Consider the following 26,592-nt stretch of genomic DNA (forward strand, 5'->3'; position numbering starts at 1 on the left):
GCGGTCGCCTGCAAGGTGGTCTACAAGAAGAACGACTGGGGCACCGGCTTCACCACCTCGATCGACATCACCAACACCGGTGACGCGCTCACCGGCTGGACCCTGAAGTACTCCTACACCGGCAACCAACGCCTGGCCTCGGGCTGGAGCGGACGCTGGACCCAGACCGGCCAGAACATCACCGTCCACAACGAATCCTGGAACGGCAACCTGTCCACCGGCGCCACCACCAACATCGGCGCCCAGTTCACCTACACCGGCACCAACATCGACCCCACCGCCTTCACCCTCAACGACACCCCCTGCAACGGCACCGGCCCGACGACATCGCCGACCACCCCGACCGTGTCGCCCACCCAGTCCCCGGACACCCGCGTCGACAACCCGTACGCCGGCGCCAAGGTCTACGTGAACCCGGAGTGGTCGGCCAAGGCGGCGGCCGAGCCCGGCGGCAACCGGATCGCCGGCCAGCCGACCGGCGTCTGGCTGGACCGCATCGCGGCCATCGAGGGCGTGAACGGCGGCATGGGCCTGCGCGACCACCTGGAGGAGGCGCTGACCCAGGGCGCCGGGCTGATCCAGTTCGTCATCTACAACCTGCCGGGCCGCGACTGCGCGGCGCTGGCCTCCAACGGCGAACTCGGCCCGAACGACCTGCCCCGTTACAAGGCCGAGTACATCGACCCGATCGCCACCATCATGAGCGACCCCCGGTACGCCCGGCTGCGGATCGTCGCGATCATCGAGATCGACTCGCTGCCGAACCTCATCACCAACGCCGGCGGCCGGCCCACCGCCACCCCCCAGTGCGACACCATGAAGGCCAACGGCGGCTACGTCAACGGCGTCGGGTACGCGCTGAACAAGCTGGGCGCCATCGGAAACGTCTACAACTACATCGACGCCGGGCACCACGGCTGGCTCGGCTGGGACGACAACTTCGGCCCGGCGGCCGACCTGTTCTTCCAGGCCGCCAACGCCTCCGGCAGCACCCCGGCCAACGTGCACGGCTTCATCGCCAACACCGCCAACTACTCGGCGCTGAAGGAGCCGTACTTCACCATCAACGACTCGGTCAACGGCACCTCGGTGCGCCAGTCCAAGTGGGTGGACTGGAACCGCTACACCGACGAGCTGTCCTACGCGCAGGCGTTCCGGCAGCGGGCCGTGCAGGCCGGGTTCTCCCCGAACGTCGGCATGCTGATCGACACCTCCCGCAACGGCTGGGGCGGCGCGAACCGGCCCACCGGCCCCGGCCCGATGACCAACGTGGACACCTACGTCAACGGCGGCCGCCTCGACCGCCGCATCCACCTGGGCAACTGGTGCAACCAGTCCGGCGCCGGCCTCGGCGAACGCCCCAAGGCCGCCCCGGAGTCCGGCATCGACGCCTACGTCTGGATCAAGCCCCCGGGCGAGTCGGACGGAGCCAGCCGGGAGATCCCCAACACCGAGGGCAAGGGCTTCGACCGGATGTGCGACCCCACGTACCCCGGCAACGCCCGTAACGGCAACAACATGTCCGGCGCCCTCCCCGACGCCCCCCTGTCGGGCCACTGGTTCTCCGCCCAGTTCCAGGAACTGATGCGCAACGCCTACCCGCCGCTGCCCTGATGACGGAGGAGGCCGGGCGGATCCTGGGCCGCCCGGCCTCCTCGCGTTCTTCAGCCCACAGGACGGTCAAAGCAGGGCGAGCTTTTCGAACTGGTGACGGAGGGGGCCGGGCGGGTCATGGGCCGCCCGGCCTCTTCTCGTGCTCCGGCTCAGAGGACGGTCAGGGCGGGGGCGAGCTTTTCGAACTGGTCGGCCGCGGAGTCCAGGTCAAGTGCCAGGACGTTGACGCATATGTGGTCGGCGCCCGCGTCCAGGTGGGCGCGGAGCCTGGCGGCGATGGTCTCGGCATCGCCCCAGGGCGAGCGGGCGTCGACAAGGGCGTCGGTGCCGCCGTCGCGGAGGTCGGCGTCCTGATAGCCCAGCCCGCTGAGGGCCTTGGCGTAGGGGGAGCCGGGCATGTCCAGAGCGGACGCCTGCCGGGCGATGGCACGTGCGGTGTCCGGGTCGGTCTCCGGAACGGCGATCTGCCCGACGATGAGCAGCTTGCCGGGGCCCAGGATCTCGCGGGCCCTGCGGGTGTGCTCGACCGGCATGGTGGCGGTGAGGGCGCCGTCGGCGCGTTCGGCGGCGAGCGCCAGCATCTTCGGGCCGAGCGCCCCCAGGAGCCGGGGGAACGGCACGGCCGGGCGCGGGGCGCTCGCTGTGGAGGCGTCCATCTGGTCGAGGTAGCCGCGCATGCGTTGCAGCGGACGTTCCCACTTCTGCCCGCTCGCCTCGACGAGGACCTCCGCGCTCACACCGATGCCGAGGGCGAACCGGCCCGGGTAGGCGTCGGCCAGCACCGCCGCGCCGCCCTGCATGGCCGCCGGGTGACGTGCCCAGAGGTTGGCGACGCTGGTGCCCACGACCAGCCGTTCGGAGGCCGCGAGCAGCAGGCCGGCCTGGGCGAACGACTCCCTGCCCCCGATGAGTTCGTTGATCCACACCGATCCGTATCCGGCTTGTTCGAGGCGGGCGACCGTGCGGCGCCACTCGTTGGCCGGGGCGATGGGTACCATCAGCCCGGCCCCGATCCGCCCCAGCCGTCCCCGCGCCTCCTCCACTGAGTCGTCCACCACCGCGTTCGTCATCGTTCGCCTCTCGCTCGGCCGTGCGGGCCGCCCTCCCTAGAATCGGAACGATCGGCCCGGTTATCCGCGACCGTACCGGAACGATCGCCCCGCTTGTCAACACCTTCGGAGGAGTCGCCCCGATGAGTCCACCGCTGCGCGCCGACGCCCGGCGCAACCGGGAGCGCGTGCTCCGGGCGGCCGGGGAGGCGTTCGCCGAGAAGGGCGGGCTGATCCCGCTGGACGAGATCGCCCGCCGTGCCGGGGTCGGCGCCGGGACGGTCTACCGCCACTTCCCCACCAAGGAGGCCCTGTTCCGGGAGGTGGTGAGCGTCCGCCTGCACGCGATAGTGGCCGAGGCGCGCGGACTCCTCACCGCCCCCGACCCGGGCGCCGCGTTCTACACCTTCTTCACCTGGGTCGTCGAGCAGGCCATGTTCAACCACGCCCTCTGCGACGCCCTGGCCGACGGCGCCGGCATGGAGCAGTTCCGGTGCGAGGACACCGACGCCGCCTTCACCAGGGCCGTGGACGCCCTGCTTCAGCGCGCCCAGCAGGCCGGCGCCGTCCGTTCCGACATCGACGTGGTCGAGGTGCGGGCCCTCATGAGCGGCTGCCTGGCCATGGAACGGAGCCACCGTCCCTCGGTGCCCTCCGGCCGCCTCACCGCCCTGACGACTGAGGTCCTCCGCCCGCCCACTACCGTAACGAAACACACTCGCCGTAACGAAACAGATGACGAAAGCCGTCGGTGCGATGTCTGCGGCACCCCCCTGGCCCCCTCACCCACCGGGCGCCCCGCCCGCTACTGCAGCCCGGCCTGCCGCCAGAAGGCCCACCGCCGCCGCAGAGCGGCCACGACTCCGGAACGGAGCTGACGCCCGAGGAGGCGGCGGCGGCCTCGTGGATCTACCGGGCCTTTTCCACGCTCACTGGCCGTTGAAGGGGAAGGAGTGGTGCTCGTGGGTGACGGTCCAGCGGCCGTTCCGCTTGCACAGCCCGATGGTCAGGCGCAGCCGGTTGCCGGGGTCGCGTTCCAGGTCCTGGGGGGTGCCGCAGCGCAGCAGGGCGTGGGCGAAGGCCGTGTCCCGGCCCGCCGTCACGTCCAGTTCCGTGATCTCGAAGAGGGCGCCCTGGGCCTGCCACCGGAAGAACGGCGGCCAGGCATCGCGGTAGGCGTCGATGCCGCGGATCCCCTCCTGGGGCGGCGGCACGTCGAACATCACGATGTCGTCGGCGTGGTCGGCCAGCACGCCGGCCATGTCACCGGCGTGCACCGCCGCCGCCCACCGCCGGATCAGCGTCTCGATCCGCTCCCGGTCGTCGGTCGTCATCGTCGTGCCTCCTGGGGTCGTCGTTCGGCTTGTCCGCCCCTACAACCCCGCCCGGGCGGCGAACTCATCGCCCGGCCGCCAACTCCTCCGGCAGCCCGAACGCCGTCAGGTCCACGGTCAGGAACGAGACGACCTCGGCGATCCTCGTTCCCCGCAACGTCACCAGGTCCAGCCCGCCAGGGGTGTAGACGCCCCGCTCCGCGTTCCACATGTAGGTGCCGAACGCCAGGTGCCCGTTCGCGCGGGCCGGCAGGAAACGCCACCGTGTGGCGAGCGGCCCCTCCAGCAGGAACGCGCGGATGTCCTCGTGTCCCTGGTACATGGCGGGCAGCGGCGGCATGGAGTACTTGGCGTCCTGGGTCAGCATCGCCACGATGGCCTCGACGTCCCCCGCCTCCCACGCCGCGGCGTACCGGCGCGCCAGGTCCCGCACCGCCCGATCCCCCAGCCTGCGCAGCGTCTCCCGCTGGGTCGTCTCGGGCAACAGCCCCGCCACCACCCGGCGGGCACGCTGCAACGCGCTGTTGACCGACGCCACCGAGGTCCCCAGCATCTCGGCGACCTCCGCCGCCGAGAAGCCCAGCACCTCCCGCTGCACCAACACCGCCCGCTGCAACCCCGAAAGATGCTGCAAGGCCGCCACGAACGCCAGCTCCACCCCCTCGCGGGCCACCACGGCGTCCTCCGGCCCCAGCCGTTCCTCCGGACAGGGCTCCACCCGCACCGCCTCGGCCTTCGGATCCGCCGCGAGCTCCCGCCGCCCCCGCCGTTCGATCATCGACAGGCACCGGTTGGTGGCGATCCGGTACAACCAGGCCCGAACGGCCCCCCGGTCCTCGTACCGCCGCAGCCCCTGCCACGCCCGCACCAGCGTCTCCTGAACGGCGTCGTCCGCATCGTGCACCGACCCCAGCATCCGATAGCAGTGCGCGTACAGCTCCCCCCGGAACGGCTCCACCAGACGCCGGAACGCCTCCCCATCCCCATCCTGAGCCGCCGCCACCAGCTCCGCCGACACACCCGCCTCCCTGCTCCGCCACCCGCGCCCAACGTACTCAAATGAGTTGATCTCGGGATGGGGGCCGTGGATTCTGCTCGCCGGGATCCGTTGCGGTGACACGGGGGTCGTGTCCGGGCGGTCGGCAGGACGGGGGCGGGACGGTGCGCTATCCAAAGATTCCGCAGAGGTTCGGGGACGGGCCGCTGCCGAGGGGCGCGTGGGTGGCCGAGGAGAAGGTGCACGGGGCGAACCTGGCGCTGGTCACCGATGGGGTACGGGCACGGGCGGCCTCCCGCCGGGGGCTGCTGGACACCGACGAGCTGGACGCCTTCTTCGGGCTCGCGCGGATCTGGCCGGTGCTGGCGACGTCCGCGGTGGCGGTGGCCCGCGAGCTGGTCCGGGAGCGTCCGGACGTCACCGAGGTCGTCCTTTTCGGGGAGCTGGCGGGAGGCCGCTATCCCCATCCGCACGTGCCTGAGGTGGCGGGCCTCGCCCCTGTGCAGACGGGGGTCTGGTACAGCCCGGACCTGGTGTGGCTGGGGTTCGACGCGGTGGCGCGGACCGCGTCCGGCCCGTTGTGGCTGGGACGAGCCGAGCTGGAGGAACGCCTGTCGCGCACAGGGCTGGGATGCGTGCCGCTGCTCGGCCGGGGACGACGTAACGAGCTGCGCGAGCTGCCGGTCGAGTTTCCGACGCGGGTACCGGCCGGGCTGGGTCTGCCGGAGCTGCCGGACAACCGCGCGGAGGGGTACGTCCTCAAACCGGCCGGCTCCTGGCCGTCATGGGAGAAGGGCGAGCGCCCGACGTTGAAGGTGAAGCATCCGGCGTTCGCCGAGGACGACCGCTACAACGGTTCCCGCCCCTTCATCCCGCCCCCGGAGGGGGCCGCCGGCGTCCCGGCCTGGCTGCTGGCGGCCGCGGTCGACCGGCTGACCCCGGCCCGGGTGGCCTCGGGCCGCAGCAAGCTCGGCCCGGCGGCGAAGCCGGACGCCCTGGCCGCCGAGGTGCTCGACGACCTGCTCACCGACCTCGCCGAGGACGTCGGCGGCCTGTCCGCACCCGACCGCGCGTCCCTGGCGGCCGCCCTGACCCCGGGAGTACGGACACTGGTCACCCTGGCCTGAAGGGACGGCCACGGTCCCTTTCGCGCCCACCGTCCGGCCCGTGCCCCGGAAGACCTCGGATCGAGGTTGACCTCAACTCAAGTTCAGGATGTTGGGTGGGCGATGGCGGTGATCATCGCCGCCCCGGACGGGGGTCCGGCACTGAGAAAGGCACGGCCATGACCGACGACATCCTGGTGGTGGGCGACATTCCGGCGCGGACGCAGGCGGCGGTGACCGACGTGGTGAAAGCGCTGGAGAAGGCGTTCAACACCAAGGACCCCATCGCGCTGAGCGAGCAGTTCGCCCGGCAGACGTCCTGGTCCAACGCCATGGGCATCCGCCTGGACGGCCGCCGGGCCATCGCCGAGTCCGCCGCTCCGGCGATGCAGGGCTTCCTGCGCGACTCCTACGCGCGCTACAACGTGGTCAAGCAACTGGAGATCGCACCCGGGGTGATCGCGGTGAACGTGGCGCAGACTCCCACCGACAGCTCGGGCAACCCGGTCGAGGGAGCCCACGGAGCGGCGCTCTACGTGTTCGCCGAGCAGGAGGACGGCTGGAAGATCGTGGCCGGTCAGAACACCGCCATCGAGCCCCCGCCCGCCTGACCAGGCCCGGCCGACTGACGAGACCCGGCCGACTGACGAGGCCGGCGGGCGGCGCGGGGCGGCAAGGCCCCGTGCCGCCCGGCACACCGTCCGGCCGAGCCGCAGGTCGTACCGCGCCCTACCGAACCGGGCGTGGCCGGGAAGCCCTCACCGGCCTTCCCGGCGGCCGGCGCAGGGGCCGGGTCCGTGGCAGTCGTCGCACAGGGTCTTGAGCCAGTGGCCATCCCTGGTGCGCCCAGGGTTGCCGCAGGCCTCGCAGGTCCGGGCCGACTCCTCCTCGGCGGCGGCGACGAGCCGCCGCGCCTGCGCGTTCTCCCTCTCGATCTCTGCCGACCGCTGAGGGTCAGGCAACCGGCCACTGCCGAAGTACGGTTCGAGGAGCAGGCCGCTGACGAGGTAGACGCGCAGCGTGCCGTACTTCTCCTTGACCTGGTTGACCCGGTATCCGGGGTTCACGGCGAGCAACTGCTCGTGCAGGCGCAGCAGCAACGGATGCCAGCCCCGGCCGACCTCGCCCAAGCTGTCGGGGATCTGTCCAGGCACGCTCTCACTCCTCGCATCAGGTCGGTTCATCCCCCCTGACGCATGGCCCCGCCCAAAAGGGACAGAAGCGCACAGGCGAACACTGCCACACCCCGCCCGAAGACACCAGGCCACCCCAGCCAACGGCGCACCGGACACCCCGGCACGACATAGGCCGCAGGCCATGCCCGAGCCGGGAAAGCATCGCCGGATCGCATGGCCGTGTCGCGAAGCTCGGCGGATGACCGGTTCGAGTTTGGTTGAATGCTTTCCGCCGTTTTCTGCAGGCCGGAGCTTCCGCGTGTCAGGAGAGTGATGGACGTCAGTCGGGTGATGGCCGAGATCGAGCGGCACTGTGTCGAGGTGCTGGGGGAGCACGGCGGGGCGGAGATGGCGGCGTTGGTACGGCGCGGTCATGCCCTCGTTCCGGTTGGTGACGGGGAGGCCCCGGCGGGTCGTAGTCGGCTGGGTGGGGCGGCGCTGTTGGAGTCGGGCACGCCCTGGCCGGAGGTCGAGGGGATTCCGCTCAGTCTTCTCGCGGTTCTGGACACCGATGCTCTGGCGCGGTGGCTCGGTGCGGAGCTTCCCGTCAGGCCCGGGTTGCTCAACTTCTTTTTTCTTGAGCCCGACCTGCCCTACGAGGAGTATCGGCATCTCGACTTTTTGGGCGATGAGCGGTGCCGGCGGGTCATCGCCGCCGACCCCGCGTTCGCGGTGGAGACCTCCGTGCCTGCGCCCGCGACCGTCTTCGATGAGCGTCCGGTGACGGCCCGTCCCCTTCTCACCCTGCCGGGGAACGAGGAGTCCGTCGTCGCTTCCCTCGATCTCGGCCCCGGCAACGAGGACAAGTGGCCGGTGATGGAGGCGTACAACATCCGCACCACCTGGCCGTCGGACGCGCAGCAGGAGGGCCATCGCGCCTTCGGCTGGCCGTGGCCGTTTCAAAGCCCGGTCATGGAGGAGGACGAGGTCCACCTTCTCCAGCTCGACAGCGACGACCATTTCCAGTGGGGTGACATGGGCGTCCTGTACTTCACGATCCCGGCCGACGCGCTGCGGAAGGGTGACTTCGGCCAGGTCCGCATCGACATGCACTGCTCCTGACGGTCCTGGTACGGACGATCACGCCGGGGCGGATACCGCACCCGCGCCGGACCGGCCACGCCCCGCTCCCGCCCCTCTCGGCCGGGGAGGCCGCCCGGAGCGCCACGCCTCCTGCGGGCCTTGCAGGGCGTCAGGAGGTGAACCAGCTGACGGTGTCGACGCGGAGGCCGGCGGGGCCGGTCACCGTGCGCAGGGCGTCCTCCAGGTCGGCGAGGCGGCCGGTGCCGAGGGTGGCCGCCCACCGGGAGCGCAGTTCGTCGAAGATCACCGCTGACCGGCCGAGCGCGTCCATGCCGCGCGGGGTCAGGCGGACGAGCTTGCGCCGTCCGTCCGCCGGGTCGTCGGCCCGTTCGGCGTAGCCGAGCTCGGCGAGCCGGTCGATGGTCTTGCCGGCGGCCTGCTTGGAGACGCCCAGGCGGCGGCCGACCTCGGTGGCCGAGGCGCCGTGGGGGCCGATGGCCTGCAGCGCGAACCCGTGGGCCGGCCGTATGTGCGGATGGCCCTGGCGGGCCAGTTCGGCGTGCAGCTCGTCGATGAGCGTGCGGAATCCCGCGAGCAGCAGCAGGGGCAGCTCGAAGCCCGGCCGGTCGTCAGCCGTTGCGGACATCGTCAACCGTGTTTACTATTTCGACAACCACGTTGCCGATTTTAGGGGACGAACCCTGATGACGTTCATCGACCACACGATCGAGTCCGCCCCGCCCGCCGCCCGCCGGTCCATGGAGGCCGTCGTCAAGAAGCTGGGGTACCTGCCCGCCGGTGTCGCCCGCATGTCCGCCTCCCCCCAGTTGCTCGACGGCTTCCTGCGCGCCAACGGCCTGTTCGAGACGACCACCCTGAGCCCGCTCGCGCGGGAGGTGCTCGTCATGACCATGGCCACCCGCAACGGCTGCCACATCTGCGTAGCCCTGCACTCGGCCACGCTGACCTCGCTCGGCGCAGACCCGGGCCTGATCGCCGCCCTGCGCGAGAGCCGGCCCCTGGACGACGCGCCGCTGGAGGCGATGCGGCGGTTCGTGCTGGAGGTCCTGGACACTGCCGGCGCGGTCTCCGCCGAGGCCATGGAGGAGTTCGTCGGCCACGGATACACGCGGCGCAACGCCCTGGAGGTGGTCCTCGGCATCGGCGTCTACACCATGTCGACCCTGGCCAACCGCATGACCGACGCGCCCCTGGACGCGGCCATGCAGCCGTTCGCCTGAACCGCCCGCCCCCGGTCCCCGGAGGCCGGCCAGTGGACCGGGGCATGACCTGATCGGCCGGTGGGCCAAGACGCCGGAAAGACACGCCAGGACGGGTGCCGTACCGCCGTTGCGGGGTGCGTAGAGGGCGGGTGTCGGCGCAGGTCGGGATGGGGAGGACAACCTCCGTCTCACGGTGGCGCGGACGGGGGAAGGCACATGGAGGGCGGCGAGGTGCGGGGCTTGTTGCACCCCTTTCTGCTGCTGCTGATCTTCGAGCGCCCGGGGCACGGATACGAGCTGATCGAACGTCTGGGGCGGCTGGGAGCGGCCGAGGTGGAGCCCGGCCACGTGTACCGGGTGCTGCGCGGGCTGGAGCGGGAACGGCTGGTGGTCTCCACCTGGGTGCCGTCCGACTCCGGGCCCGCCCGCCGGTGCTACGAGCTGACCCCGGACGGGCTGGCCGGGCTGGAGGCGTGGATGGGCAGGCTGGCGCGGCTCGGCCAGGTGCTCGACTCCTGCCTGGCCCGGTGGGGCAAGGCTTCGCAATCATCGTCCCGCCGTTCGCTCAACGGCGGATCAGAGCGCGGCCGGCACGGCCCGGCGATCGCCGTACGGCCGTGAACGGCAACAGGAGCGACGGCCGCCGACGGCGGCCGGACTCGACGGGCAAGAGCAGTGGGAAGGGAGGCCCGATGGAACGGCGGTCGGCGGCGGACCTGGTGCGGGACGCCTTCGTACGGCGGACGGCACCGGGACGCGGGCTCGCCGAGGACGCGGAGGCGGTCGCGCGGGCCTGCCATGACATGGCCCGGCGCTTCCACCGGGGCGGCAGGCTGCTGGTCTTCGGCGAGGGGAGCGCGGCGGCCGACGCACAGCACGTGGCCGTCGAGTTCGTCCATCCGGTCCTTGTCGGCAGACGCGCGTTACCGGCGGTCTCCCTGGCCGGTGACGCCGCGACGCTGACCGCGATCGCCGGCTCCCAGGGACTGGACGCGGTGTTCTCGGCCCAGCTCCGGCTGCTGGCGTCCCCGGCGGACATCGCGCTCGGCCTGTCCGCCGACGGCCGTTGCGCGAGCGTGCTGCGCGGCCTGGAGACCGCGGCGGAGCTGGGGGCGCTCACCGTCGCGCTGGTGGGCGGCGACGGCGGTGACATCGCCCGCGGCGGAGTGGTGGAGCACTGCCTGATCGCGCGGTCCGCCGACCCATGCGTCGTCAAGGAGATCCACGTGACGACGTACCACCTGCTGTGGGAGCTGGTGCACGTGTTCTTCGACCAGTCCGGCCTGCTGGAGCCGGAGGCCGTCCAATGACCCCGGGCGAGGTCTGCGTCACCTGCTCCGACACTGCCGTCCCGGTGCGGGTGCGGGCGCTGCTGGGCGACGGGCTCGCCCTGGTCGACACCGAGGCGGGCGCCGAGAAGGTCAGCGTGGCGCTGGTCGACGCCCGGCCCGGGGACGTGGTGCTGGTCCACGCCAAGGAGGCCATCGCGGTGTCGGAGCGGGCGTCATGACCGGGGTCGAGACCCTCTATCCGTTCCTGTACGACGGTGGCGGCATCACCGGGCACGTTCTCAGTGAGGTACGCAGGTCGACCGCCGAGAAGGCGCTGGAGATCGTCGCCCTGCGCGAGACTCTGGCGGCCTCGCACGGCGAACCGCTGGTGGCCTGCGCGCGGCGGATGGGCGAGGCGTTCCGGGCGGGCGGCCGGCTGCTGGCGTTCGGCAACGGCGGCAGCGGCACGGACGCGCAGTCCCTGGCGGCGCTGTTCACCAGCCCGCCCGCACCGGCCCGGCCCCTGCCGGCGCTGTCCCTCCCCCAGGACACGGCGGCGCTGACGGCGCTGTCCAATGATGTCGGGTTCGAGGTGGTCTTCGCCCGGCAGGTGGCCGCGCACGGCCGGGCCGGGGACATCGCGGTGGGGCTGTCCACCAGCGGCGGGTCGGCCAACGTGCTGCGCGCGTTCGGCGAGGCGGCCCGCCGGGGGCTGATGACCGTCGGGTTCGCCGGGTACGACGGCGGCGCGATGGCCGAGGCGGAGACGATCGAGCACCTGTTCGTCGTGCCGTCGGCGTCCGTGCACCGGATCCAGGAGGCGCAGACGACGCTCTTCCACGTGCTGTGGGAGCTGACCCGGCATGCGGTGGAGGGCGGGCTGTGACGTGCTGATCGATCCGGAGGTCACGGTGCGGATGCGGATCCGCGTCGAGGGCGTCGTGCAGGGGGTCGGGTTCCGCCCGTTCGTGTACGGGCTGGCGGGCGAGTACGGCCTGGCGGGGTTCGTGGGCAACGACGCGCGGGGGGTGTTCGTCGAGGCGGAGGGTGCGGCGCGGGCGCTGTCGGAGTTCGCCGCCGACCTGGCCCGCCGGCCGCCGCCGCTGGCCGTGGTCGAGCGGATCACCAGCGAGCGGGCCGACCCGACCGGGGAACGCGGGTTCCGGATCGTCGGCAGCGGCACCGAGGCCGCCGCCGAGACCCTGGTGGCGCCTGACACCGCCACGTGCGCCGACTGCCTGGCCGAGATCGCCGACCCGTCCGCCCGCCGCCACCGCTACGCCTTCACCAACTGCACGAACTGCGGACCGAGGTTCACCATCGTCCAGGACGTGCCCTACGACCGGGGCCGGACCACAATGGCCGCCTTCGCCATGTGCGAGCAGTGCGCGCGGGAGTACGGCGACCCGGAGGACCGGCGCTTCCACGCCCAGCCGGTGTGCTGCCCCGCGTGCGGGCCGGTGCTGCGGCTGCTGGACGGGAAGGGGACGGCGGTGTCGGGAGACCCCGTCACCACGGCGGCCCGGTGGCTGCGGGACGGCCGCGTGCTGGCGGTCAAGGGCCTGGGCGGCTACCACCTCGCCGTACGCGCCGACCTGCAACGGGCGGTGGCCGCGCTGCGCTCCCGCAAGCACCGCGAGGACAAGCCGTTCGCGGTGATGGTGCCCGACCTGGAGGCGGCCCGTGCCCTGGTGCGGCTCGGCCCGGCCGCCGAGCGCGTCCTGACCGGGGTCCGCCGCCCCATCGTGCTGCTGCCCCGCCGCCTGGACGCCCGGGTGGCCGACGCGGTGGCGCCCGGTGCCCACGAGCTGGGGGTGATGCTGCCCTACACGCCGCTGCACCACCTGCTCGCCGCCAAGGTCGGCCGCCCGTTCGTGCTGACCAGCGGCAACCTGTCGGACGAGCCGATCGTCTACCGGGACGAGGACGCCCTCGAACGGCTGGCGCCGGTCACCGACGGGTTCCTCGTGCACGACCGGCCGATCCAGGTGCGTACCGACGACTCGGTGGTACGGCTGTTCCGCGACCGGGAGATGCCGATCCGCCGGGCGCGCGGGTACGTGCCGTCACCGGTGACGGTGAAGTGGCCGTTCTCCCGGCCGGTGCTGGCGTGCGGGGCGGAGCTGAAGAACACCTTCTGCGTGGCCAAGGGCTCCCGCGCGTTCCTGTCCCACCACATCGGCGATCTGAAGAACTACGCGACCCTGCGGTCCTTCACTGAGGGCATCGGGCACTTCTGCCGGCTGTTCGCGGTCCAGCCGCAGGTGGTGGCGCACGACCTGCATCCGGAGTACCTGTCGACCAAGTACGCGCTGGAACGCCAGGACCTGGAGCCGGTGGGCGTGCAGCACCACCACGCGCACATCGCCTCCTGCCTGGCCGACAACGGGGTGACCGGCCCGGTGATCGGCGTCGCGTTCGACGGCCTCGGCTACGGCACCGACGGCACACTGTGGGGCGGCGAACTGCTCATCGCCGACCTGGCGGAGTTCGAACGGGCCGGACATCTGGAGCCGGTGCCGATGCCGGGCGGGGCGGCGGCGGTCCGCGAGCCCTGGCGGATGGCCGTGGCCTACCTGGACGCGGTCTACGGCGACGCCGTACCGGACCTGGCCGTGGTGCGGCGGCAGCGCGAACGGTGGGCGGCGATGGTCTCGCTGGCCCGCACCGGCACCAACGCGCCCCGCACGTCCAGCGCGGGCCGGTTGTTCGACGCCGTCGCCTCGATTCTGTGCGGCCGTGACGTGGTCCGCTACGAGGGCCAGGCCGCCATCGAGCTGGAACGCCGGGTCGACCGGCACGAGACCGGCGGCTACGCGGTCACGGTGCGGGAGGACTCACCGCTGCTCATCACCGGCGGCGACCTCGTTCAGGCCGCCGTCAAGGACCTGGCCAACGGCGTCGGCCACGGCCGGATCGCCGCCCGCTTCCACAACGGCCTGGCCCGCGCCGTCCTCCAGGCGGTGTGCGTCCTGCGCGACCGTACCGGCCTGAAGACCGTCGCCCTGTCCGGCGGCGTCTTCCAGAACATGGTCTTCCTGGACCGCCTGGTCTCCGGCCTGGAACGCGCCGACTTCCGCGTCCTCGTCCACTCCCGCGTCCCCCCCAACGACGGCGGCATCTCCCTCGGCCAGGCCATCATCGCCGCCACCCGCACCGGCACCAGGTGACCCCGGCGACCGCGACCGGCCTCGAACACGCGCGTCCCCTCGGTCATGCCGTCGCCGCCGTGCCCTCCGATGACTCCGGTGAGCCGGTGCCGCCGGCAGTACGTTGGGGCGTGCTGAGAGGTGATGGAGTTCGGTCGAGGTGAAGGGGGCGTTCGGTGGGCGGGGACCGGCGGGAGACGCTGGACGGGATCAGGGCGAAGCTGGAGCTGCTCAGGCGGGTGGAGGCGGAGCACGGGTTCGGGGTGATCATTGAGGGGCCGAGGGAGCTGGAGCGCGTTCCGGAGCTTCCCGAGGGGGTCACCGAGGTGTTCGGGCTCTTCTCCCGGCTGGGCGGGGACTACTTCCGGTTCGCGCAGCCCGAGGAGACAGCGGGTCCGCGGGCCTGGGCCGAACGGCATGTCGATCCGTACTGTCCGCTGGGCAACCCGCTCGGGATCGGCTGTGAGCGCTTCGGCGCCCCCGAGGACATCGAGTGCGGCAGCGGCATCTACCTGGATCTGAAGGACGGGGACGTCTACTTCTGCGACGGAGACGACTACGTCTTCGCCTATGAGAACCCCGTCGACATCGTCGAGACCACAGAACTCGCCCCCGACATCGTCACGTTCTTCGACTTCCACGTCCTGGGCGCCGGTTATCCACAGCTCATCGAGTCCGTCATCGACCGCCACGGCATCCCCAACCGCGTCCCGCGCAGCCGGCGTGCCCACCATGACCGGCGGGGCCGGCATCGGGACGGCTGGATGAGGCTCCTGCTGGAGAGCGGCCTGGTGTCATCGGCGGATGTGAACTAGGGGATCCGGGCTCCCCGTGGCCTCCGGGCGGACCGGTGGTCACGGGGAGCCGGACCCTCCGGTCAGCAGATACGGGGTAGCGGGTCGCCCACCAGGGTGTCGACGACGCGGGTGCCGCCGAAGGCGGTGCGGGCCAGGACCAGGCCCGGCGGATCGTCCTGGACGTGGCCGATGACGGCGGCGTGCTCGCCCAGGGAACGGGTGCGCAGAGCCGTCAGGGCGGCGTCGGCGTGGGCGCCGTCGACGACGGCGACGAAGCGGCCCTCGCAGGCGACGTAGAGCGGGTCGATGCCGAGCAGTTCGCAGGCGCCGGCGACCATGGGGCGGATCGGGACGGCCGCCTCGTCCACCACGATCGCGGTACGAGCGGACTGGGCGATCTCGTTGAGCACCGTGGCGACGCCGCCGCGGGTGGCGTCGCGGAGGACGCGAACGGCGGGGACGGCGTCCAGGAGCGCCGCGACCAGGTCGTTCAGTGGGGCGGTGTCGGAGGTCAGGTCGGCCTCGATCTCCAGTTCGCCCCGGGCCAGCATGACGGTGACGCCGTGCTCGCCGATCGGGCCGGAGACCAGGACGGCGTCGCCGGGCCGTACCGCGGTGGCGTCCAGGGTCAGCGGCCTTTCCAGGACGCCCACGCCGGCGGTGCTGACGTAGCAGCCGTCGGCCTTGCCGCGCCCGACGACCTTGGTGTCCCCGGTGACGATGTGCACGCCGGCGCGGGTCGCGGCGGCGGCCATCGAGGCGACGATCCGTTCCAGGTCGGCGACGGGGAAGCCCTCCTCCAGGATGAAGCCCGCCGACAGGTACAGCGGGCGGGCGCCGCAGACGGCCAGGTCGTTGACCGTGCCGTTGACCGCCAGGTCGCCGATGTCCCCGCCGGGGAAGAACAGCGGCGAGACCACGTAGGAGTCGGTGGTGAAGGCCAGCCGGGCGCCGTCCACCCCGAGGACCGCGCCGTCGCCGAGCCCCTCCAGCGCCGGATTGCGGAAGGCGTCCACGAACACGGCCTCCACCAGTGACTGGGTGGCCTTGCCCCCGGCGCCGTGGGCCAGCGTGATGCGCTCCTCCCGGACCCGGGGCCTGCGCTCACGGGCGCGCCGGATGCGTTCCAGCACCTGCTCCTCGGTGATCATGCGCGGCTGGCCTTCCTCGTCCGCTGCCGGGTGAACCGGCCGAAGTTGTAGTAGGCGGCGCAGGCCCCCTCCGCGGAGACCATGCAGGTGCCGATGGGGGTCTCCGGGGTACAGGCGACGCCGAAGACCTTGCACTCCCAGGGTTTGAGGACGCCCTTGAGAACCTCGCCGCACTGGCACGCCTTCGGATCGGCCACCCGCACCCCGGGCACCTGGAAGATCCGTTCGGCGTCGAAGGCGGCGTAGGCGTCGCGCATCCGCAGCGCCGAGTGGGAGATGAAGCCCAGCCCGCGCCACTCGAAGTAGGGGCGCAGCTCCATCACCCGGTTGATGGCCTCCAGCGCCCGGTGGTTGCCGTTCCACGGGACGACCCGGGTGTACTGGTTCTCCACCTCGGCCCGTCCCTCGGCGAGCTGCCTGAGCAGCATGTGCACCGCCTGCAGCACGTCCAGCGGCTCGAAGCCCGCGCACACCAGCGGCCTGCCGTGGTCGCGGGGGATGAATCCGTACGGGCGGCAGCCGATCACGGTGGACACGTGGCCGGGGCCGATGAAGCCGTCCAGCCGCAGGTCCGGCGAGTCCAGGATGGCCTTGATCGCCGGGATGATCGTCACGTGGTTGCAGAACACCGAGAAGTTCTGCACCCCCTCGGCCGCCGCGCGCAGCACGGTCATCGCGGTGGACGGTGCGGTGGTCTCGAACCCGATGGCCATGAAGACCACCCGGCGGTCGGGGTTGCGCCGGGCCAGCTTGAGCGCGTCCAGCGGCGAGTACACCATCCGGATGTCGGCGCCGGCCGCCTTGGCGTCCAGGAACGAGCCGTGCCCGCCGGGCACCCGCAGCATGTCCCCGAACGAGGTCAAGATGACGTCGGGATTGCGGGCGATGGCGATGGCGTCGTCCACCCGGCCCATCGGGATCACGCACACCGGGCAGCCGGGGCCGTGCACCAGTTGCACCGCCTCGGGGAGGTAGTCCTCTAATCCGTGCTTGTAGATAGCGTGAGTGTGGCCGCCGCACACCTCCATGAACTTGTAGTGGCGGCCGGGCTCGCACAGCGCGGCGATGCCCGCCGCCAGCACGCGAGCCCGGTCGGCGTCGCGGTATTCGTCGACGAACCGCATCGGGTTCTCTTCCGCCTTTCGGTGATCGTCAGGTGATGTCCGAGCCCTTGAGCGCGTCGAGCTCGTCGGTATAGGCCTCGCCCAGCCCCCGCAGCAGCGCGAGGGTGGCGGCGGCCTCCGCCTCGTCGATCTTCGACATGGCGAACCCGACGTGGACCAGCACCCAGTCGCCGACCCCCACCCCGCTGTCGCCGGAGGTGCCCAGCAGGCCGATGTTGACGGCCCGCCGGACACCGGCGATCTCGACCGTGGCCAGGTCGGCCCGGTCGGGGAGCAGCGCCACGATCTCCCCCGGAATGCCCAGGCACATCCGGCGCTCACATCCTCGAAATCTTGTAGTAGCGCCGCATGGCGGGCACCTCCCGCCACATCATCATGGCCAGCACCGCGCCGGCCGCGATGAACGGCACCATCCGCCTCCTGCGGCGCACCGCCCCTCCCCCCTTCATGGCGCCCGTCTTCCCGGCACCCGTCCTCCTCGCGACGGCACCCGTCCTCGCGAAGGCCCCCGCCTTCCTCGCGACAGTCCCTGTCCTCGCGGTGGCACTCGCCTTCTTCGCGACGGTCCCCGTTCTCGCCAAGGTCCCCGTCTTCGTCATGCTGTCCGCCTCCTCGTGGTCAGCCCGGCGGCAGGTTGGGCATGGACGGCAGGATCGGGTCGCGGTCCTGGGGCCTGACGCCTGTCGACTTCCGCGCGTCGACGGTGTCGTCCATGTGGTGGCCCACCTCGTGCCGGTACGCGCCCCGGGTGTTGCCCTCCCGGACGCCGCGCGTGTGCGCGGGCGCGTCCGGTGACACGTCGGGTTCGCCCACCCGAATCTCAGCCATGGTCCTCTCCTCTCATCGGCCGGCCAGCCGATCGAAGAACGCCTCGATCTCCTTCCACACCTGCCCTCCCCCGGACAGGCCCGTCCAGTGACGGCGGACGACGGCGACGAGCCGGTAGCACTCGTCGATGGGCACCAGCCACTGCTCGTCGGCGTCCTGGGAGGTGTTGACCAGCAGGGCCTCGACCGAGGGCCGTATCGTCCGCAGCGGCTCGCAGCCGGCGACGGCACGGCTCCAGGTGTCCGGGTCCACGTCCCAGCGGGTGGCGCCCAGCGGGCTCGGGTAGTGGGCGTCCACGCCGCCGTCCGGCCGCTTCACGAAGAACGCCAGCCCGACCGGGACCCCCAGGTCGGCCGGGGACAGCCCGGACAGGCGGATCCGGCGGTCGGGCACCCGCCGGTACCGGCCGTCGGCCGCCGCGTCCTGCTCGAACAGCAGCGCGCAGGCACGGCAGGCGCACAGCACCTCCCCCGCCCGCTCGTCCAGGACGTGGGCGTGCCCCTCGGGTACGGCCGCGCTGCACAGCTCGCACCGCTCGGCCCCCTCGCGGGACCGGGCGGCCGCCCGCGTGATCACCCGGCTCAGCGCGCTCACCGTCACGCCACCCCCTCCGGCGCGTGCGGCACCGGCCTGCTCAGCAGCGCCTCGGCCGGGATGAACGCGGCCGGGCCGCCGGCCCGCACCGGCTCGACGCCGGACAGCTCCGGGGCCGCCGCGGCGACCGCGGCGTCCACGGCCTCCCGCAGCAGCGCCGTCGAGGAGCCGCAGCCCCGCGCCGACAGCCGCACCCGCGCCACACCGTCCTCGATCCCGACGAGCTGCACGTCACCGCCGTGCGAGCGCAGGTACGGGCGGACGCCGTCGATGGCGCGGGCGACCCGTTCCGCCACCGGCGCGGGGTGCAGGCCGTGCAGGACGAGCAGATGGCCCACCAGTTCGTCGCCGGCCAGTTCGCCGGCCAAGCCCGGCTGGAGCGCCAGCCGGTCCATGACCCGGGCCAGCGCCTCCCCGTACACCTCGACCAGCAGGGTCACCGCGTCCAGAGCCGTCTCGGTGGTCGGCCCGGGAACCTGCTCCAGACGCGACAGCACCTCCTCCAGCCGCTCCAGCCGCCCGACGATCCGCGCGTCGTCCAGCCTGGTCCGCCCGTCCGCCCCCTCGGCGACCGCCCCAACGGTCGGCCCGGCGCCCGACTCAGCGGCCGGCTCGGCGGCCGGCTCAGCCATGGTCGGCGCCGAACATCGGGGAGTGCAGTTTCTGCAGCGTGCGGCCCTTGCCCAGGTACATGTGGACGCCGCAGGGCAGGCAGGGGTCGAAGCTGCGCACCGCCCGCATGATGTCCACGCCGCGGAAGTCCTCCGGGCCGTTCTCCTCGAAGATCGGCATGTCCTGGACGGCGTCCTCGTACGGGCCGGGCGTGCCGTAGACATCGCGCGGGCTGGCGTTCCACGGGGTCGGCGGGTACGGATGGTAGTTGGCGATCTTGCCGTCCCGGATGACCAGGTGGTGCGAGAGCACCCCGCGCACGGCCTCGTGGAAGCCCACCCCGATCGCCTCGTCCGGCACGTCGAAGTCCTGGAAGACCTTCTGGTCACCGCGGCGCACCCGGTCCATCGCCGTCTCCAGGAACTGGAAGGCCATCGCGGCGGCGTAGGCGACGAAGTACACCCGCGCCCGGTTGCGCTCAAGGGCGTTGGACCACGGCGGGATGCGCCACTCCAGGGTGGTCTCCGGCAGCGACTCCCCCTTGGGGAGGTTGATCTGCACGCTGGAGCCGGTGGACCTGACGTACGGGGTGTTCACGAGGTTGGACAGCGCGGTGACGTACAGGCGGGCGAAGGGGCCGCCGCCGGTGTCGAGGGGCAGGTGCTCCCCCGTCCGCTCGTCGTACCAGCGGGGGCTCATCACCCAGCTGTACTTGTCGCTGAAGTCGCGCTTCTGCGGGACCGGCAGCGTGGTCTGGTTCCACGGGTGCCGCATGTCGACGGGGTTGCCGAGCGGGTCATGGGTGACGAACGGCTCCTCGTTCACCCAGTCGTCGTAGTAGGAGGAGCCGAGCAGGATGCGGATGCCGAGGTTGATGTCCACCAGGTTGTTGGTGACCAGTTCGCCGTCGACCACGATGCCGGGGGTGACGTACATCGCCTTGCCCCACTCGTTCATCGTCTCGTACCGGTAGTCGACCACGTCGGGGTTCTGGAAGGCGCCCCAGCAGCCCAGCATGATCCGGCGGCGGCCCACCTCCTCGTACCCGGGCAGCGCCTCGTAGAAGAAGTCGAACACGTCGTCGTTCATCGCGACGGCCTTCTTGACGAAGTCCACCACCCGCAGCAGCCGCGACAGGTAGTCGGTGAACGTCGTCGGCGTCGGCATCGCCCCGATCCCGCCCGGATAGACCGTGGAGGGGTGCACGTGCCTACCCTCCATCAGGCAGAACATCTCCCGGGTGATCCGGCTCATCTGCAGCGCCGCCTTGTAGACCTCGCCCTCGAACGGGTTGTAGGCCCGCATGATGTCGGCGATGGTGCGGTAGCCGTGGATCGAGCCGCGCGGGGCCTCGGTGGTCTCGGCCCGGCGCAGCACGCTGGGGTTGGTGTCCTTGACCATGGCCTCGCAGAAGTCCACGAAGACCAGGTTGTCCTGGAAGATCGTGTGGTCGAACATGTACTCGGCCGCCTCGCCGAGGTTGAGCATCAGGTCGCCCAGCACGGGCGTCTTGATGCCGTAGGCCATGTTCTGCGCGTACACCGAGCAGGTGGTGTGGTTGTCGCCGCAGATCCCGCAGATCCGGCTGGTGATGAACCCGGCGTCGCGCGGGTCCTTGCCCTTCATGAACACCGAGTAGCCGCGGAACAGCGAGGACGTGCTGTGACACTCGGCCACCCGCCGATCGACGAAGTCGATCTTGGTGTAGATGCCGAGGTTGCCGATGATCCGGGTGATCGGGTCCCAGGACATCTCGACCAGTTGCCCCGGCTCGCCGGTGACGGGCTGCCGCTCCGTGATCGCCATCGGTACGTGGTCCTTCCTGCTGTGGGCCGGCCGCTGACAGCGCCCGCTACGGGCGGTAACGCGGATTGAAGCCGCTGGTCAGCACGTCACGGTTGTGGTGCCAGCGCGGCTCGGTGTTGGCGGTGCGGTTGGTGATGCCGCGCAGCCGGCGGATCAGCGTGCCGTACGGCTTGATCATCAGCGCCGACAGGCTGGAGCCCGGCGGCTGGTCCATGAACGGCATGAACTTGTCCGGGAAGCCCGGCATGGTGCAGGCGATGCAGATGCCGCCGACGTTGGGGCAGCCGCCGATCCCGCCCATCCAGCCCCGTTTGGGGACGTTGCAGTTGACCACCGGCCCCCAGCACCCGATCTTCACCTGGCACTTGGGCGAGTTGTAGTCCCTGGCGAAGTCGGCCTGCTCGTAGTACGAGCCGCGGTCGCAGCCCTCGTGCACGGTCTTGCCGAACAACCACTGCGGGCGCAGCTTGTCGTCCAGCGGCGGCGGAGGCGCGGACCCGGCGGCGTGGTACAGCAGCCAGGTCAGCGTCTCCATGAAGTTCTCCGGCTGGATGGGGCAGCCGGGCACGTTGACGATCGGCAGCCCGCCCGCCGAGCGGAAGTCCCAGCCCAGGTAGTCGGCCAGGCCCATGCAGCCGGTCGGGTTGCCGGCCATCGCGTGGATACCGCCGTAGGTGGCGCAGGTGCCGGCGGCCACCACCGCGAAGGCGCCCGGCGCCAGCGCGTCGATCCACCAGTTCAGCGTCACCGGCTCGCCGGTGTCCGGGTCGTTGCCGAACGAGGTCCAGTAGCCGTCCCCGTTGATCTTCTCGTTGGGGATCGACCCCTCGATGACCAGGATGTACGGGCTCAGGTCACCGCGGACCGCGGCGCGGAACGGGGCCAGGAACTCCTCGCCGCCCACGGTCGGCGACAGCACCTTGTTGTGCAGGTTCACCCTGGGCAGCCCGGGGATCACCCCGTTCACCACGTCCTCGATGCCGGGCTGGCCCGCCGCGGTCATCGACACGGTGTCGCCGTCGCAGCTCATGCCCTCGGAGATCCACAGGATGCTGATCTCCTCGAAGCCGACACGGCGGTCGGCGGTCGGCGCCGTCTGGGTCATCCCGGCCTCCCTCGGCGCCCGCCTCCGCGCGCGGAGGCGGGCTCGTTGTCGGTGGTGGCGATCGATTCCACGACGAGGCCGTCCCCGGCGGGGACGGTCACGTCCAGGCCGCCGCAGCGCGGGCAGGCGGCCAGCGCGGTCGCGGTGGTGACCGGTGAGGTCTCGTCGCAGGAACGGCAGCGCACCGCGGGCGGCTCGACCACCAGGTCGAGTGCGGCGCCCTCGGCGACGGTGCCGGCCGCCGCCAGCCGGAAGCCCTGCTCGACCACCCCGGGATCGACCGGATGCCCGGTGGCGCGGACCCGCACGGCGCTCACCCGGCGTCCCCCGGCCCGCCGCAGCGTGGCGTCGACAATGGCCTCGCACAGCCCCATCTCATGCACGGGCGTACTCCGCTTCGGTCCCGGCCAGGGCGGCCTTCCGGGCGAGTTCTACGGCCAGCCGCGCCGCGTCGTCCACGACGGCGGCGACCGGCTCGGACAGGCCCATCCGCTCGGCGGTGTCGGCGGGCCGGCAGCCCACGACCAGCACCCGGTCCACCTCGCCGCCCAGGGTGTGCAGCAGGTGCAGCACGGCCTGCGGGTGCATCCCGTGGCCGTTCAGGACGGGCAGGCCGGGGCCGTCCTCCGGGTCGGCCTCCAGCACCGCGAGGGTGCCGGGCGGCCCGTCGAGCGGAACGGCGTCGATCATGATCAGCGTGTGGTGGCGGCGGTCCAGCAGTTCGTAGGCCAGATGGACGCCCCGGATGCCGTAGTCGGCGACGTCCACGCAGGGCGGCAGCTCGGCGCGGTCGATCCGGCGCACGACCTCCACGCCGAAACCGTCGTCGCCGAGGAACACGTTGCCGATCCCCGCCACGAGCACTCGTTGTCCGTTCACAGGGGCCTCACTTCATCGGGTGCGAAGTAGCGGTACCGGCCGTACCACTGGTTCAGCTCGGCCGCGGGGTCGTCCTCCAACGTCACGGCCAGGTGGTAGGCGCCGTCCACGTCGAGCAGCACGGCCTCGACCAGCGCGGTCCGTCCGTCCAGAAACCTGTCCTGCGGGTCGGTGCCGTACGGCCGCGGCCGCAACCTGACCCGGCTGCCCCGGGCCAGGGCCACGCCGTCCACCACCACGCTGTCGGTGTCGGGCGAGGTGGACGCGTGCGCGGCAGGGTCCCACCAGGGCGCTTCGGAGGCCGGGTCCGGCGAGCGGACGGCTCCGTGCAGGCGCGCCATCACCTCGGGTGGCATGGTGTCGACGCGGTTGAGGATGGCGGCGGCCCGCGGGTCGGTCGCCCGCGCCTCCCGCTTCTCCTCCTCGGTCAGCGTGCGGGTGCGCAGCGACAGGATCTCGTCGATCTCGGTCGCGTCGTGCAGGTCCCCCGGGCTCTCCGGCGCGATCCGCGGGTGGTCGTACAGCAGGATCGGCGAGGACAGCACCAGGTCGCGCCGCCCCGGCTCGCCCGCCAGCACCGGGAACGTGTGGACGTTCGCGCACTCGTGCGCGGCCTCCTGCGCCCACTGCGGCGGGTCCAGCAGCGAGACGAACGAGCCGCCGTGCACGGCGACGAGGGCGTGGGAGGCGATCAGCGAGCTCCGCAGCGCCTCGTCGCGGGCCGCCTCCGGCGGGGTCGCCTCCCCGGTGTTCTCGACGCGCACCTGGAGCCGGTGCAGCGGGAACGGTGTCCGGCAGGCGGTCGCCGAGAGCGTCACCACCGCGGTCACCGGCCATCTGCGGCGCAGCACCCGGCCGGCCCGTCGCCCCTGCTCGTCGGTCAGCGGCTCGCTCTCCTCGCCGCCCGGTGCCCTCAGGACGACCCGACGCGCGCCCCCGAGCACCTCGGCGACGGTCGCCCGCACCTGGAACTCCTGCGGGACGGCCTCGTCGAAGCCCAGTTCCAACCGCGAGCCCAGCTCGATCGTGTCGGCCGGGCGGTGGTCCCCGTCGGGCAGCAGTTCCTCCGGCGACCGCCGCTGCACCTGCAGGAACCGGATCCGCACGTCGACCAGGGCGTCGCGCGGCCCCTCCAACAGGCACTCGGTCTGCTGCCACCAGGACTCGGCCGAGCCCGCCACCCCGGCGTCCGACAGCCCGTGCGCCTGCGCCCACGCCTGCGGTAAGAGCACGCCGAACTGCCAGCGCACCTTGTTCTTGCCGGACGACCGCCGGTAGGGGTACAGCAGATATCCCTCGTAGAGGATCGCGTCGGCCACCGCCCGTGCCTCCCCGAGGCCGGCTGCGGCGACCGGTTTCGCATACATGTGCTGTGGCCTCTTCCTGTACGGGGGCAGAACACGCCGTCCGTCCCGCACAGGACGGCTGCCCGGCCAGGCGGTGCACACGGCGACCTTTCCCGGTATAACCCGGTCGCCGTGGATCCGGTAAGTGTTCCCGGACCTTATATGACACGCACACCTATTTATGGAGGGCCCGTGACCTGCGAAGCCCGCCATGGAACGGTTATCACGGCAGCCCTTCCGGCAAGGTATCCATCCGCAATGCCAGAGCGTTGAACGAACTTCCCAACGGGGCGGCAAAATATGATCGGACAATGGTTTCCCCAGGAAAAGCGCGTGCCCTGAACGGCTGGGGGACCATGCCACGCGGACGGACCGGTCAGGTGTTTGGGAAGTGCGGCCCGGGGCACGCAGGCGCGCATGTCGACAGGAATGTGCGCAGGGATCGGGCGGGGGGCGCTGGCCGGGGCGGCGGGCACCACCGCGCTCAACACCGTGACCTATCTGGACATGGTGTGGCGCGGGCGGCCGTCCAGTTCCGCGCCGGAACGCTCGGCGGAGCGGCTCAGCGAGATCTCCGGACTTCCGGTACCCGGCGACGAGCGGACCAGGGAGAACCGGCTGACCGGCCTCGGCGCCCTGCTGGGGATCGCCGCCGGCGTCGGGATCGGCATGGCGGCGGGCGCGCTGCGGTCGGCCGGGGTGCGGATGCCGTCCTGGCTGGAGCCGATCGCGATCGGCGCGCTGGCGATGGCCGCCATGGACACGTCGATGGCCGCCGTCGGGGTCACCGACCCGCGGAACTGGTCGGGCAAGGACTGGGCGAGCGACGTGATCCCCCACCTGGCCTACGGAGTGGTCACGTACCGGACCCTGGAGGCCACCGGCGTCTGACCCGAGCCCCGCAGCCCCGCAGCCCCGCAGGCTCGCAGGTCCGCAGCCCGCAGGCAGATGGGTCCGGACGGTCAGGGCCCGGTGGTGACCGTGTCGACGCGGTCGAAGCCCTCGTCGGCGGACGGGGGCACCAGTCGTTTCAGCGCCGCCAGCACGCCCACCAGCGGCACGCGGGCCCGGCCCTGGCGATTTTCGTTGCGGGCCAAGCAGATGTGCAGGGGCACATCGAGGTACACCGCCCGTACCGTGGCGCCGTGCGCGCGGGCGATCTCGATGATCGGGGCGCGGTCGGCCGGGGCGGGGTTGGTGTTGTCGACGACGACATCCCTGCCCGCGGCGAGCAGTTCGTTCAGCACACGACGCTGGCGGCGCTCGCGATGGCGGGCGTTCGGCCAGTGATCCTTGCTCACGATCTCGTGCGTGGCGGCCAGATGCCGGGCCACCCACGTCGACTTGCCGCTGCCCTGCAGGCCGACCATGACGACGACCTCGGGGGGTCTGGCCGGTGGGTTCGGCACGGATCCGACCATGTCCGTCCCAAGCCTCCTACACGATCACCGCTCCCGGCGGTGACGGCGTCCGCACACCGGCACCGTACCCGCCGCGCCGCCCAGGACCGCCGCCGCACCCACCAGCGCTGGCCCCCGCGACACCGGAACGACCCCGCCGACCGGGTCTTTGTCCCGGGCCGGCGCACCCAGGAAGGACAGGACAGCCGCATCATGCGCGCGCCGGCGCCCTCGGCGCACAGTGGGCTCCGTTGACTGGCGCTCCGGTTTCGGATCAGGGGCGCACGGACGTAAGGAGCCCCGATCATGACCACCTCTTCGACAGACCGGCCAACGCACCCGGCGCACGCCGGCCCGCAGCCATCTGCCACGGGCGGCCGGGCCTGGGCGGTGTCCGGGGTCGTGGGCGCCCTCGTGGCGTTCGTGACGCTGTTCTTCCTCTCGGTGGAGCTGACGAACGTCGACGAGAGCCTGCTCGGGGACAACGCCCGGCTCGTCCAGGCCATCCAAGGCGACAAGACGATCGTGTGGATCGTCCAGGCCGGGACCTCGCTCGCCGCGCTGCTGGTGCTGGTCTTCGGGGCCGGGCTGCGGCGGCGGCTGGCCCAGGACGAGCCGGACGGCAGCCTGCTGCCGCTGCTGGCCTTCGCGGGCATGCTGCTGGTGGCCGCAATGCTGCTGGTCGGCGGCGGGATCAGCACCGAGCTGTACCACGGGCTGCGCCGCTACGCCGACGCCGACCCCGACACCATCGCCGCCAACCTGGCCATCTACAACACCATGGCCTGGCTGTGGGCGGGCGCGGGCCTGTCGGCCGGCGCGGTCGCCGTCGCCGGGTTCCGCCGCCGGGTGGTCGGCCGCGGGCTGGCGGTGTTCAGCGCGGCGATGGCGGCGCTGATCGCGTTGACCCAGCTCTTCCCGGTGCAGTACATCGCACTGGTGCCGGGCGTGCTGTGGGTCGTGGTGGCCGGTGCCGCGTTCGCCCTGGGCAAGCGCCGGTAGACGACCG

At 72.0% G+C, this 26,592-nt stretch carries 31 protein-coding genes; 14 read left to right on the forward strand and 17 right to left on the reverse strand.

Going from position 1 to position 26,592, the window contains the following annotated elements; genetic code table 11:
• The coding region (locus tag C4U03_RS20540) for a glycoside hydrolase family 6 protein (protein ID WP_103939464.1) at window positions 1-1,614 on the forward strand (1,614 nt) is incomplete at its 5' end.
• A gap of 149 nt (window positions 1,615-1,763) precedes the next feature.
• On the opposite strand, the gene C4U03_RS20545 is transcribed toward C4U03_RS20540, so the two are convergent.
• Window positions 1,764-2,684, reverse strand: a complete 921-nt coding sequence (locus C4U03_RS20545; protein WP_103939465.1) for a TIGR03620 family F420-dependent LLM class oxidoreductase — start codon at window positions 2,682-2,684, stop codon at window positions 1,764-1,766.
• Between the two features lie 122 nt (window positions 2,685-2,806).
• On the opposite strand from C4U03_RS20545, the gene C4U03_RS20550 reads away from it, so the two are divergent.
• Window positions 2,807-3,541: a TetR/AcrR family transcriptional regulator gene (locus tag C4U03_RS20550; RefSeq protein ID WP_103939466.1), complete on the forward strand. Its 735-nt coding sequence runs from the start codon at window positions 2,807-2,809 to the stop codon at window positions 3,539-3,541.
• Window positions 3,542-3,592: 51 nt separating this feature from the next.
• Here the strand turns inward: C4U03_RS20550 and C4U03_RS20555 are convergent, their stop codons facing one another.
• Both C4U03_RS20555 and C4U03_RS20560 read right to left on the reverse strand, forming a co-directional pair.
• The gene (locus tag C4U03_RS20555) at window positions 3,593-3,997 is read right to left on the reverse strand and encodes a YybH family protein (RefSeq protein WP_103939467.1); all 405 of its coding nucleotides are present in this window, start codon (window positions 3,995-3,997) and stop codon (window positions 3,593-3,595) included.
• A 64-nt stretch (window positions 3,998-4,061) separates the two neighbouring features.
• Complete coding sequence (locus tag C4U03_RS20560) at window positions 4,062-5,015, reverse strand: sigma-70 family RNA polymerase sigma factor (protein ID WP_103939468.1); 954 nt, start codon at window positions 5,013-5,015, stop codon at window positions 4,062-4,064.
• Window positions 5,016-5,218: 203 nt separating this feature from the next.
• On the opposite strand from C4U03_RS20560, the gene C4U03_RS20565 reads away from it, so the two are divergent.
• Both C4U03_RS20565 and C4U03_RS20570 read left to right on the forward strand, forming a co-directional pair.
• Window positions 5,219-6,121 (forward strand): RNA ligase family protein, encoded by a 903-nt coding sequence (locus tag C4U03_RS20565; protein WP_160147044.1) that lies wholly within the window; start codon window positions 5,219-5,221, stop codon window positions 6,119-6,121.
• Between the two features lie 158 nt (window positions 6,122-6,279).
• On the forward strand, window positions 6,280-6,711 hold the full coding sequence (locus C4U03_RS20570) for an SgcJ/EcaC family oxidoreductase (protein WP_103939702.1): 432 nt from the start codon (window positions 6,280-6,282) through the stop codon (window positions 6,709-6,711).
• 147 nt (window positions 6,712-6,858) lie between these two features.
• On the opposite strand, the gene C4U03_RS20575 is transcribed toward C4U03_RS20570, so the two are convergent.
• Complete coding sequence (locus tag C4U03_RS20575; protein WP_200827360.1) at window positions 6,859-7,254, reverse strand: hypothetical protein; 396 nt, start codon at window positions 7,252-7,254, stop codon at window positions 6,859-6,861.
• A 312-nt stretch (window positions 7,255-7,566) separates the two neighbouring features.
• On the opposite strand from C4U03_RS20575, the gene C4U03_RS20580 reads away from it, so the two are divergent.
• Entirely contained in the window at window positions 7,567-8,337 is a 771-nt protein-coding gene (locus C4U03_RS20580) for a YwqG family protein (RefSeq protein ID WP_200827361.1), read from the forward strand.
• 130 nt (window positions 8,338-8,467) lie between these two features.
• On the opposite strand, the gene C4U03_RS20585 is transcribed toward C4U03_RS20580, so the two are convergent.
• Window positions 8,468-8,944, reverse strand: a complete 477-nt coding sequence (locus C4U03_RS20585) for a MarR family winged helix-turn-helix transcriptional regulator (protein ID WP_103939472.1) — start codon at window positions 8,942-8,944, stop codon at window positions 8,468-8,470.
• Window positions 8,945-9,002: 58 nt separating this feature from the next.
• On the opposite strand from C4U03_RS20585, the gene C4U03_RS20590 reads away from it, so the two are divergent.
• From C4U03_RS20590 to C4U03_RS20620, 7 genes are all read left to right on the forward strand, one after another.
• Complete coding sequence (locus tag C4U03_RS20590) at window positions 9,003-9,539, forward strand: carboxymuconolactone decarboxylase family protein (protein ID WP_103939473.1); 537 nt, start codon at window positions 9,003-9,005, stop codon at window positions 9,537-9,539.
• A 213-nt stretch (window positions 9,540-9,752) separates the two neighbouring features.
• Complete coding sequence (locus C4U03_RS20595; RefSeq protein WP_235018029.1) at window positions 9,753-10,142, forward strand: PadR family transcriptional regulator; 390 nt, start codon at window positions 9,753-9,755, stop codon at window positions 10,140-10,142.
• A gap of 71 nt (window positions 10,143-10,213) precedes the next feature.
• Window positions 10,214-10,831 carry a D-sedoheptulose-7-phosphate isomerase gene (locus tag C4U03_RS20600; protein ID WP_103939475.1) on the forward strand — a complete coding sequence of 206 codons (618 nt, stop codon included), beginning with the start codon at window positions 10,214-10,216 and terminating at the stop codon, window positions 10,829-10,831.
• Window positions 10,828-11,031 (forward strand): HypC/HybG/HupF family hydrogenase formation chaperone, encoded by a 204-nt coding sequence (locus tag C4U03_RS20605; RefSeq protein ID WP_103939476.1) that lies wholly within the window; start codon window positions 10,828-10,830, stop codon window positions 11,029-11,031. Before C4U03_RS20600 ends, C4U03_RS20605 begins: the two co-directional genes overlap by 4 nt.
• Entirely contained in the window at window positions 11,028-11,678 is a 651-nt protein-coding gene (locus C4U03_RS20610; protein ID WP_103939477.1) for a D-sedoheptulose-7-phosphate isomerase, read from the forward strand. Before C4U03_RS20605 ends, C4U03_RS20610 begins: the two co-directional genes overlap by 4 nt.
• On the forward strand, window positions 11,656-13,962 hold the full coding sequence (gene hypF, locus C4U03_RS20615; RefSeq protein WP_200827362.1) for a carbamoyltransferase HypF: 2,307 nt from the start codon (window positions 11,656-11,658) through the stop codon (window positions 13,960-13,962). The genes C4U03_RS20610 and hypF overlap by 23 nt, the downstream gene beginning before the upstream one ends.
• Before the next feature lie 155 nt (window positions 13,963-14,117).
• Entirely contained in the window at window positions 14,118-14,756 is a 639-nt protein-coding gene (locus tag C4U03_RS20620; RefSeq protein WP_103939478.1) for a hypothetical protein, read from the forward strand.
• Between the two features lie 62 nt (window positions 14,757-14,818).
• Here C4U03_RS20620 and hypE read toward each other — a convergent pair whose 3' ends face one another.
• The 11 genes from hypE to C4U03_RS20680 all read right to left on the reverse strand — a co-directional run bounded on the left by hypE (window position 14,819) and on the right by C4U03_RS20680 (window position 24,156).
• On the reverse strand, window positions 14,819-15,889 hold the full coding sequence (gene hypE, locus C4U03_RS20625; protein ID WP_103939479.1) for a hydrogenase expression/formation protein HypE: 1,071 nt from the start codon (window positions 15,887-15,889) through the stop codon (window positions 14,819-14,821).
• Entirely contained in the window at window positions 15,886-17,013 is a 1,128-nt protein-coding gene (hypD, locus tag C4U03_RS20630) for a hydrogenase formation protein HypD (protein WP_103939480.1), read from the reverse strand. The genes hypE and hypD overlap by 4 nt, the downstream gene beginning before the upstream one ends.
• Window positions 17,014-17,041: 28 nt before the next feature.
• Window positions 17,042-17,323: a HypC/HybG/HupF family hydrogenase formation chaperone gene (locus tag C4U03_RS20635; RefSeq protein WP_103939481.1), complete on the reverse strand. Its 282-nt coding sequence runs from the start codon at window positions 17,321-17,323 to the stop codon at window positions 17,042-17,044.
• Window positions 17,324-17,631: 308 nt separating this feature from the next.
• A complete protein-coding gene (locus C4U03_RS20645; RefSeq protein WP_103939483.1) occupies window positions 17,632-17,841 on the reverse strand; it encodes a hypothetical protein in 210 nt (69 codons plus the stop codon).
• A 12-nt stretch (window positions 17,842-17,853) separates the two neighbouring features.
• Window positions 17,854-18,435: a DUF5947 family protein gene (locus C4U03_RS20650; protein WP_235018002.1), complete on the reverse strand. Its 582-nt coding sequence runs from the start codon at window positions 18,433-18,435 to the stop codon at window positions 17,854-17,856.
• A gap of 2 nt (window positions 18,436-18,437) precedes the next feature.
• Complete coding sequence (locus C4U03_RS20655; RefSeq protein WP_103939485.1) at window positions 18,438-19,067, reverse strand: NifU family protein; 630 nt, start codon at window positions 19,065-19,067, stop codon at window positions 18,438-18,440.
• A complete protein-coding gene (locus C4U03_RS20660) occupies window positions 19,060-20,853 on the reverse strand; it encodes a nickel-dependent hydrogenase large subunit (RefSeq protein ID WP_103939486.1) in 1,794 nt (597 codons plus the stop codon). The genes C4U03_RS20655 and C4U03_RS20660 overlap by 8 nt, the downstream gene beginning before the upstream one ends.
• Window positions 20,854-20,899: 46 nt before the next feature.
• Window positions 20,900-21,958 (reverse strand): NADH-quinone oxidoreductase subunit B family protein, encoded by a 1,059-nt coding sequence (locus tag C4U03_RS20665; RefSeq protein WP_103939487.1) that lies wholly within the window; start codon window positions 21,956-21,958, stop codon window positions 20,900-20,902.
• A complete protein-coding gene (locus tag C4U03_RS20670; protein WP_235018030.1) occupies window positions 21,955-22,332 on the reverse strand; it encodes a hydrogenase maturation nickel metallochaperone HypA/HybF in 378 nt (125 codons plus the stop codon). Before C4U03_RS20670 ends, C4U03_RS20665 begins: the two co-directional genes overlap by 4 nt.
• Before the next feature lies 1 nt (window position 22,333).
• A complete protein-coding gene (locus C4U03_RS20675) occupies window positions 22,334-22,837 on the reverse strand; it encodes a hydrogenase maturation protease (RefSeq protein WP_103939489.1) in 504 nt (167 codons plus the stop codon).
• The gene (locus C4U03_RS20680) at window positions 22,834-24,156 is read right to left on the reverse strand and encodes a hypothetical protein (RefSeq protein ID WP_235018003.1); all 1,323 of its coding nucleotides are present in this window, start codon (window positions 24,154-24,156) and stop codon (window positions 22,834-22,836) included. Before C4U03_RS20680 ends, C4U03_RS20675 begins: the two co-directional genes overlap by 4 nt.
• A 444-nt stretch (window positions 24,157-24,600) precedes the next feature.
• On the opposite strand from C4U03_RS20680, the gene C4U03_RS20685 reads away from it, so the two are divergent.
• Window positions 24,601-25,074, forward strand: a complete 474-nt coding sequence (locus C4U03_RS20685) for a hypothetical protein (RefSeq protein WP_200827363.1) — start codon at window positions 24,601-24,603, stop codon at window positions 25,072-25,074.
• 71 nt (window positions 25,075-25,145) lie between these two features.
• On the opposite strand, the gene C4U03_RS20690 is transcribed toward C4U03_RS20685, so the two are convergent.
• The gene (locus tag C4U03_RS20690) at window positions 25,146-25,592 is read right to left on the reverse strand and encodes an ATP-binding protein (RefSeq protein WP_200827364.1); all 447 of its coding nucleotides are present in this window, start codon (window positions 25,590-25,592) and stop codon (window positions 25,146-25,148) included.
• 297 nt (window positions 25,593-25,889) lie between these two features.
• Between C4U03_RS20690 and C4U03_RS20695 the strand changes: the two genes are divergently transcribed.
• Window positions 25,890-26,585, forward strand: a complete 696-nt coding sequence (locus tag C4U03_RS20695) for a hypothetical protein (protein ID WP_146087448.1) — start codon at window positions 25,890-25,892, stop codon at window positions 26,583-26,585.
• Window positions 26,586-26,592: the final 7 nt, after the last annotated feature.

The organism is Thermomonospora echinospora, assembly GCF_900108175.1.
Classification (GTDB): Bacteria; Actinomycetota; Actinomycetes; order Streptosporangiales; family Streptosporangiaceae; genus Thermomonospora; species Thermomonospora echinospora.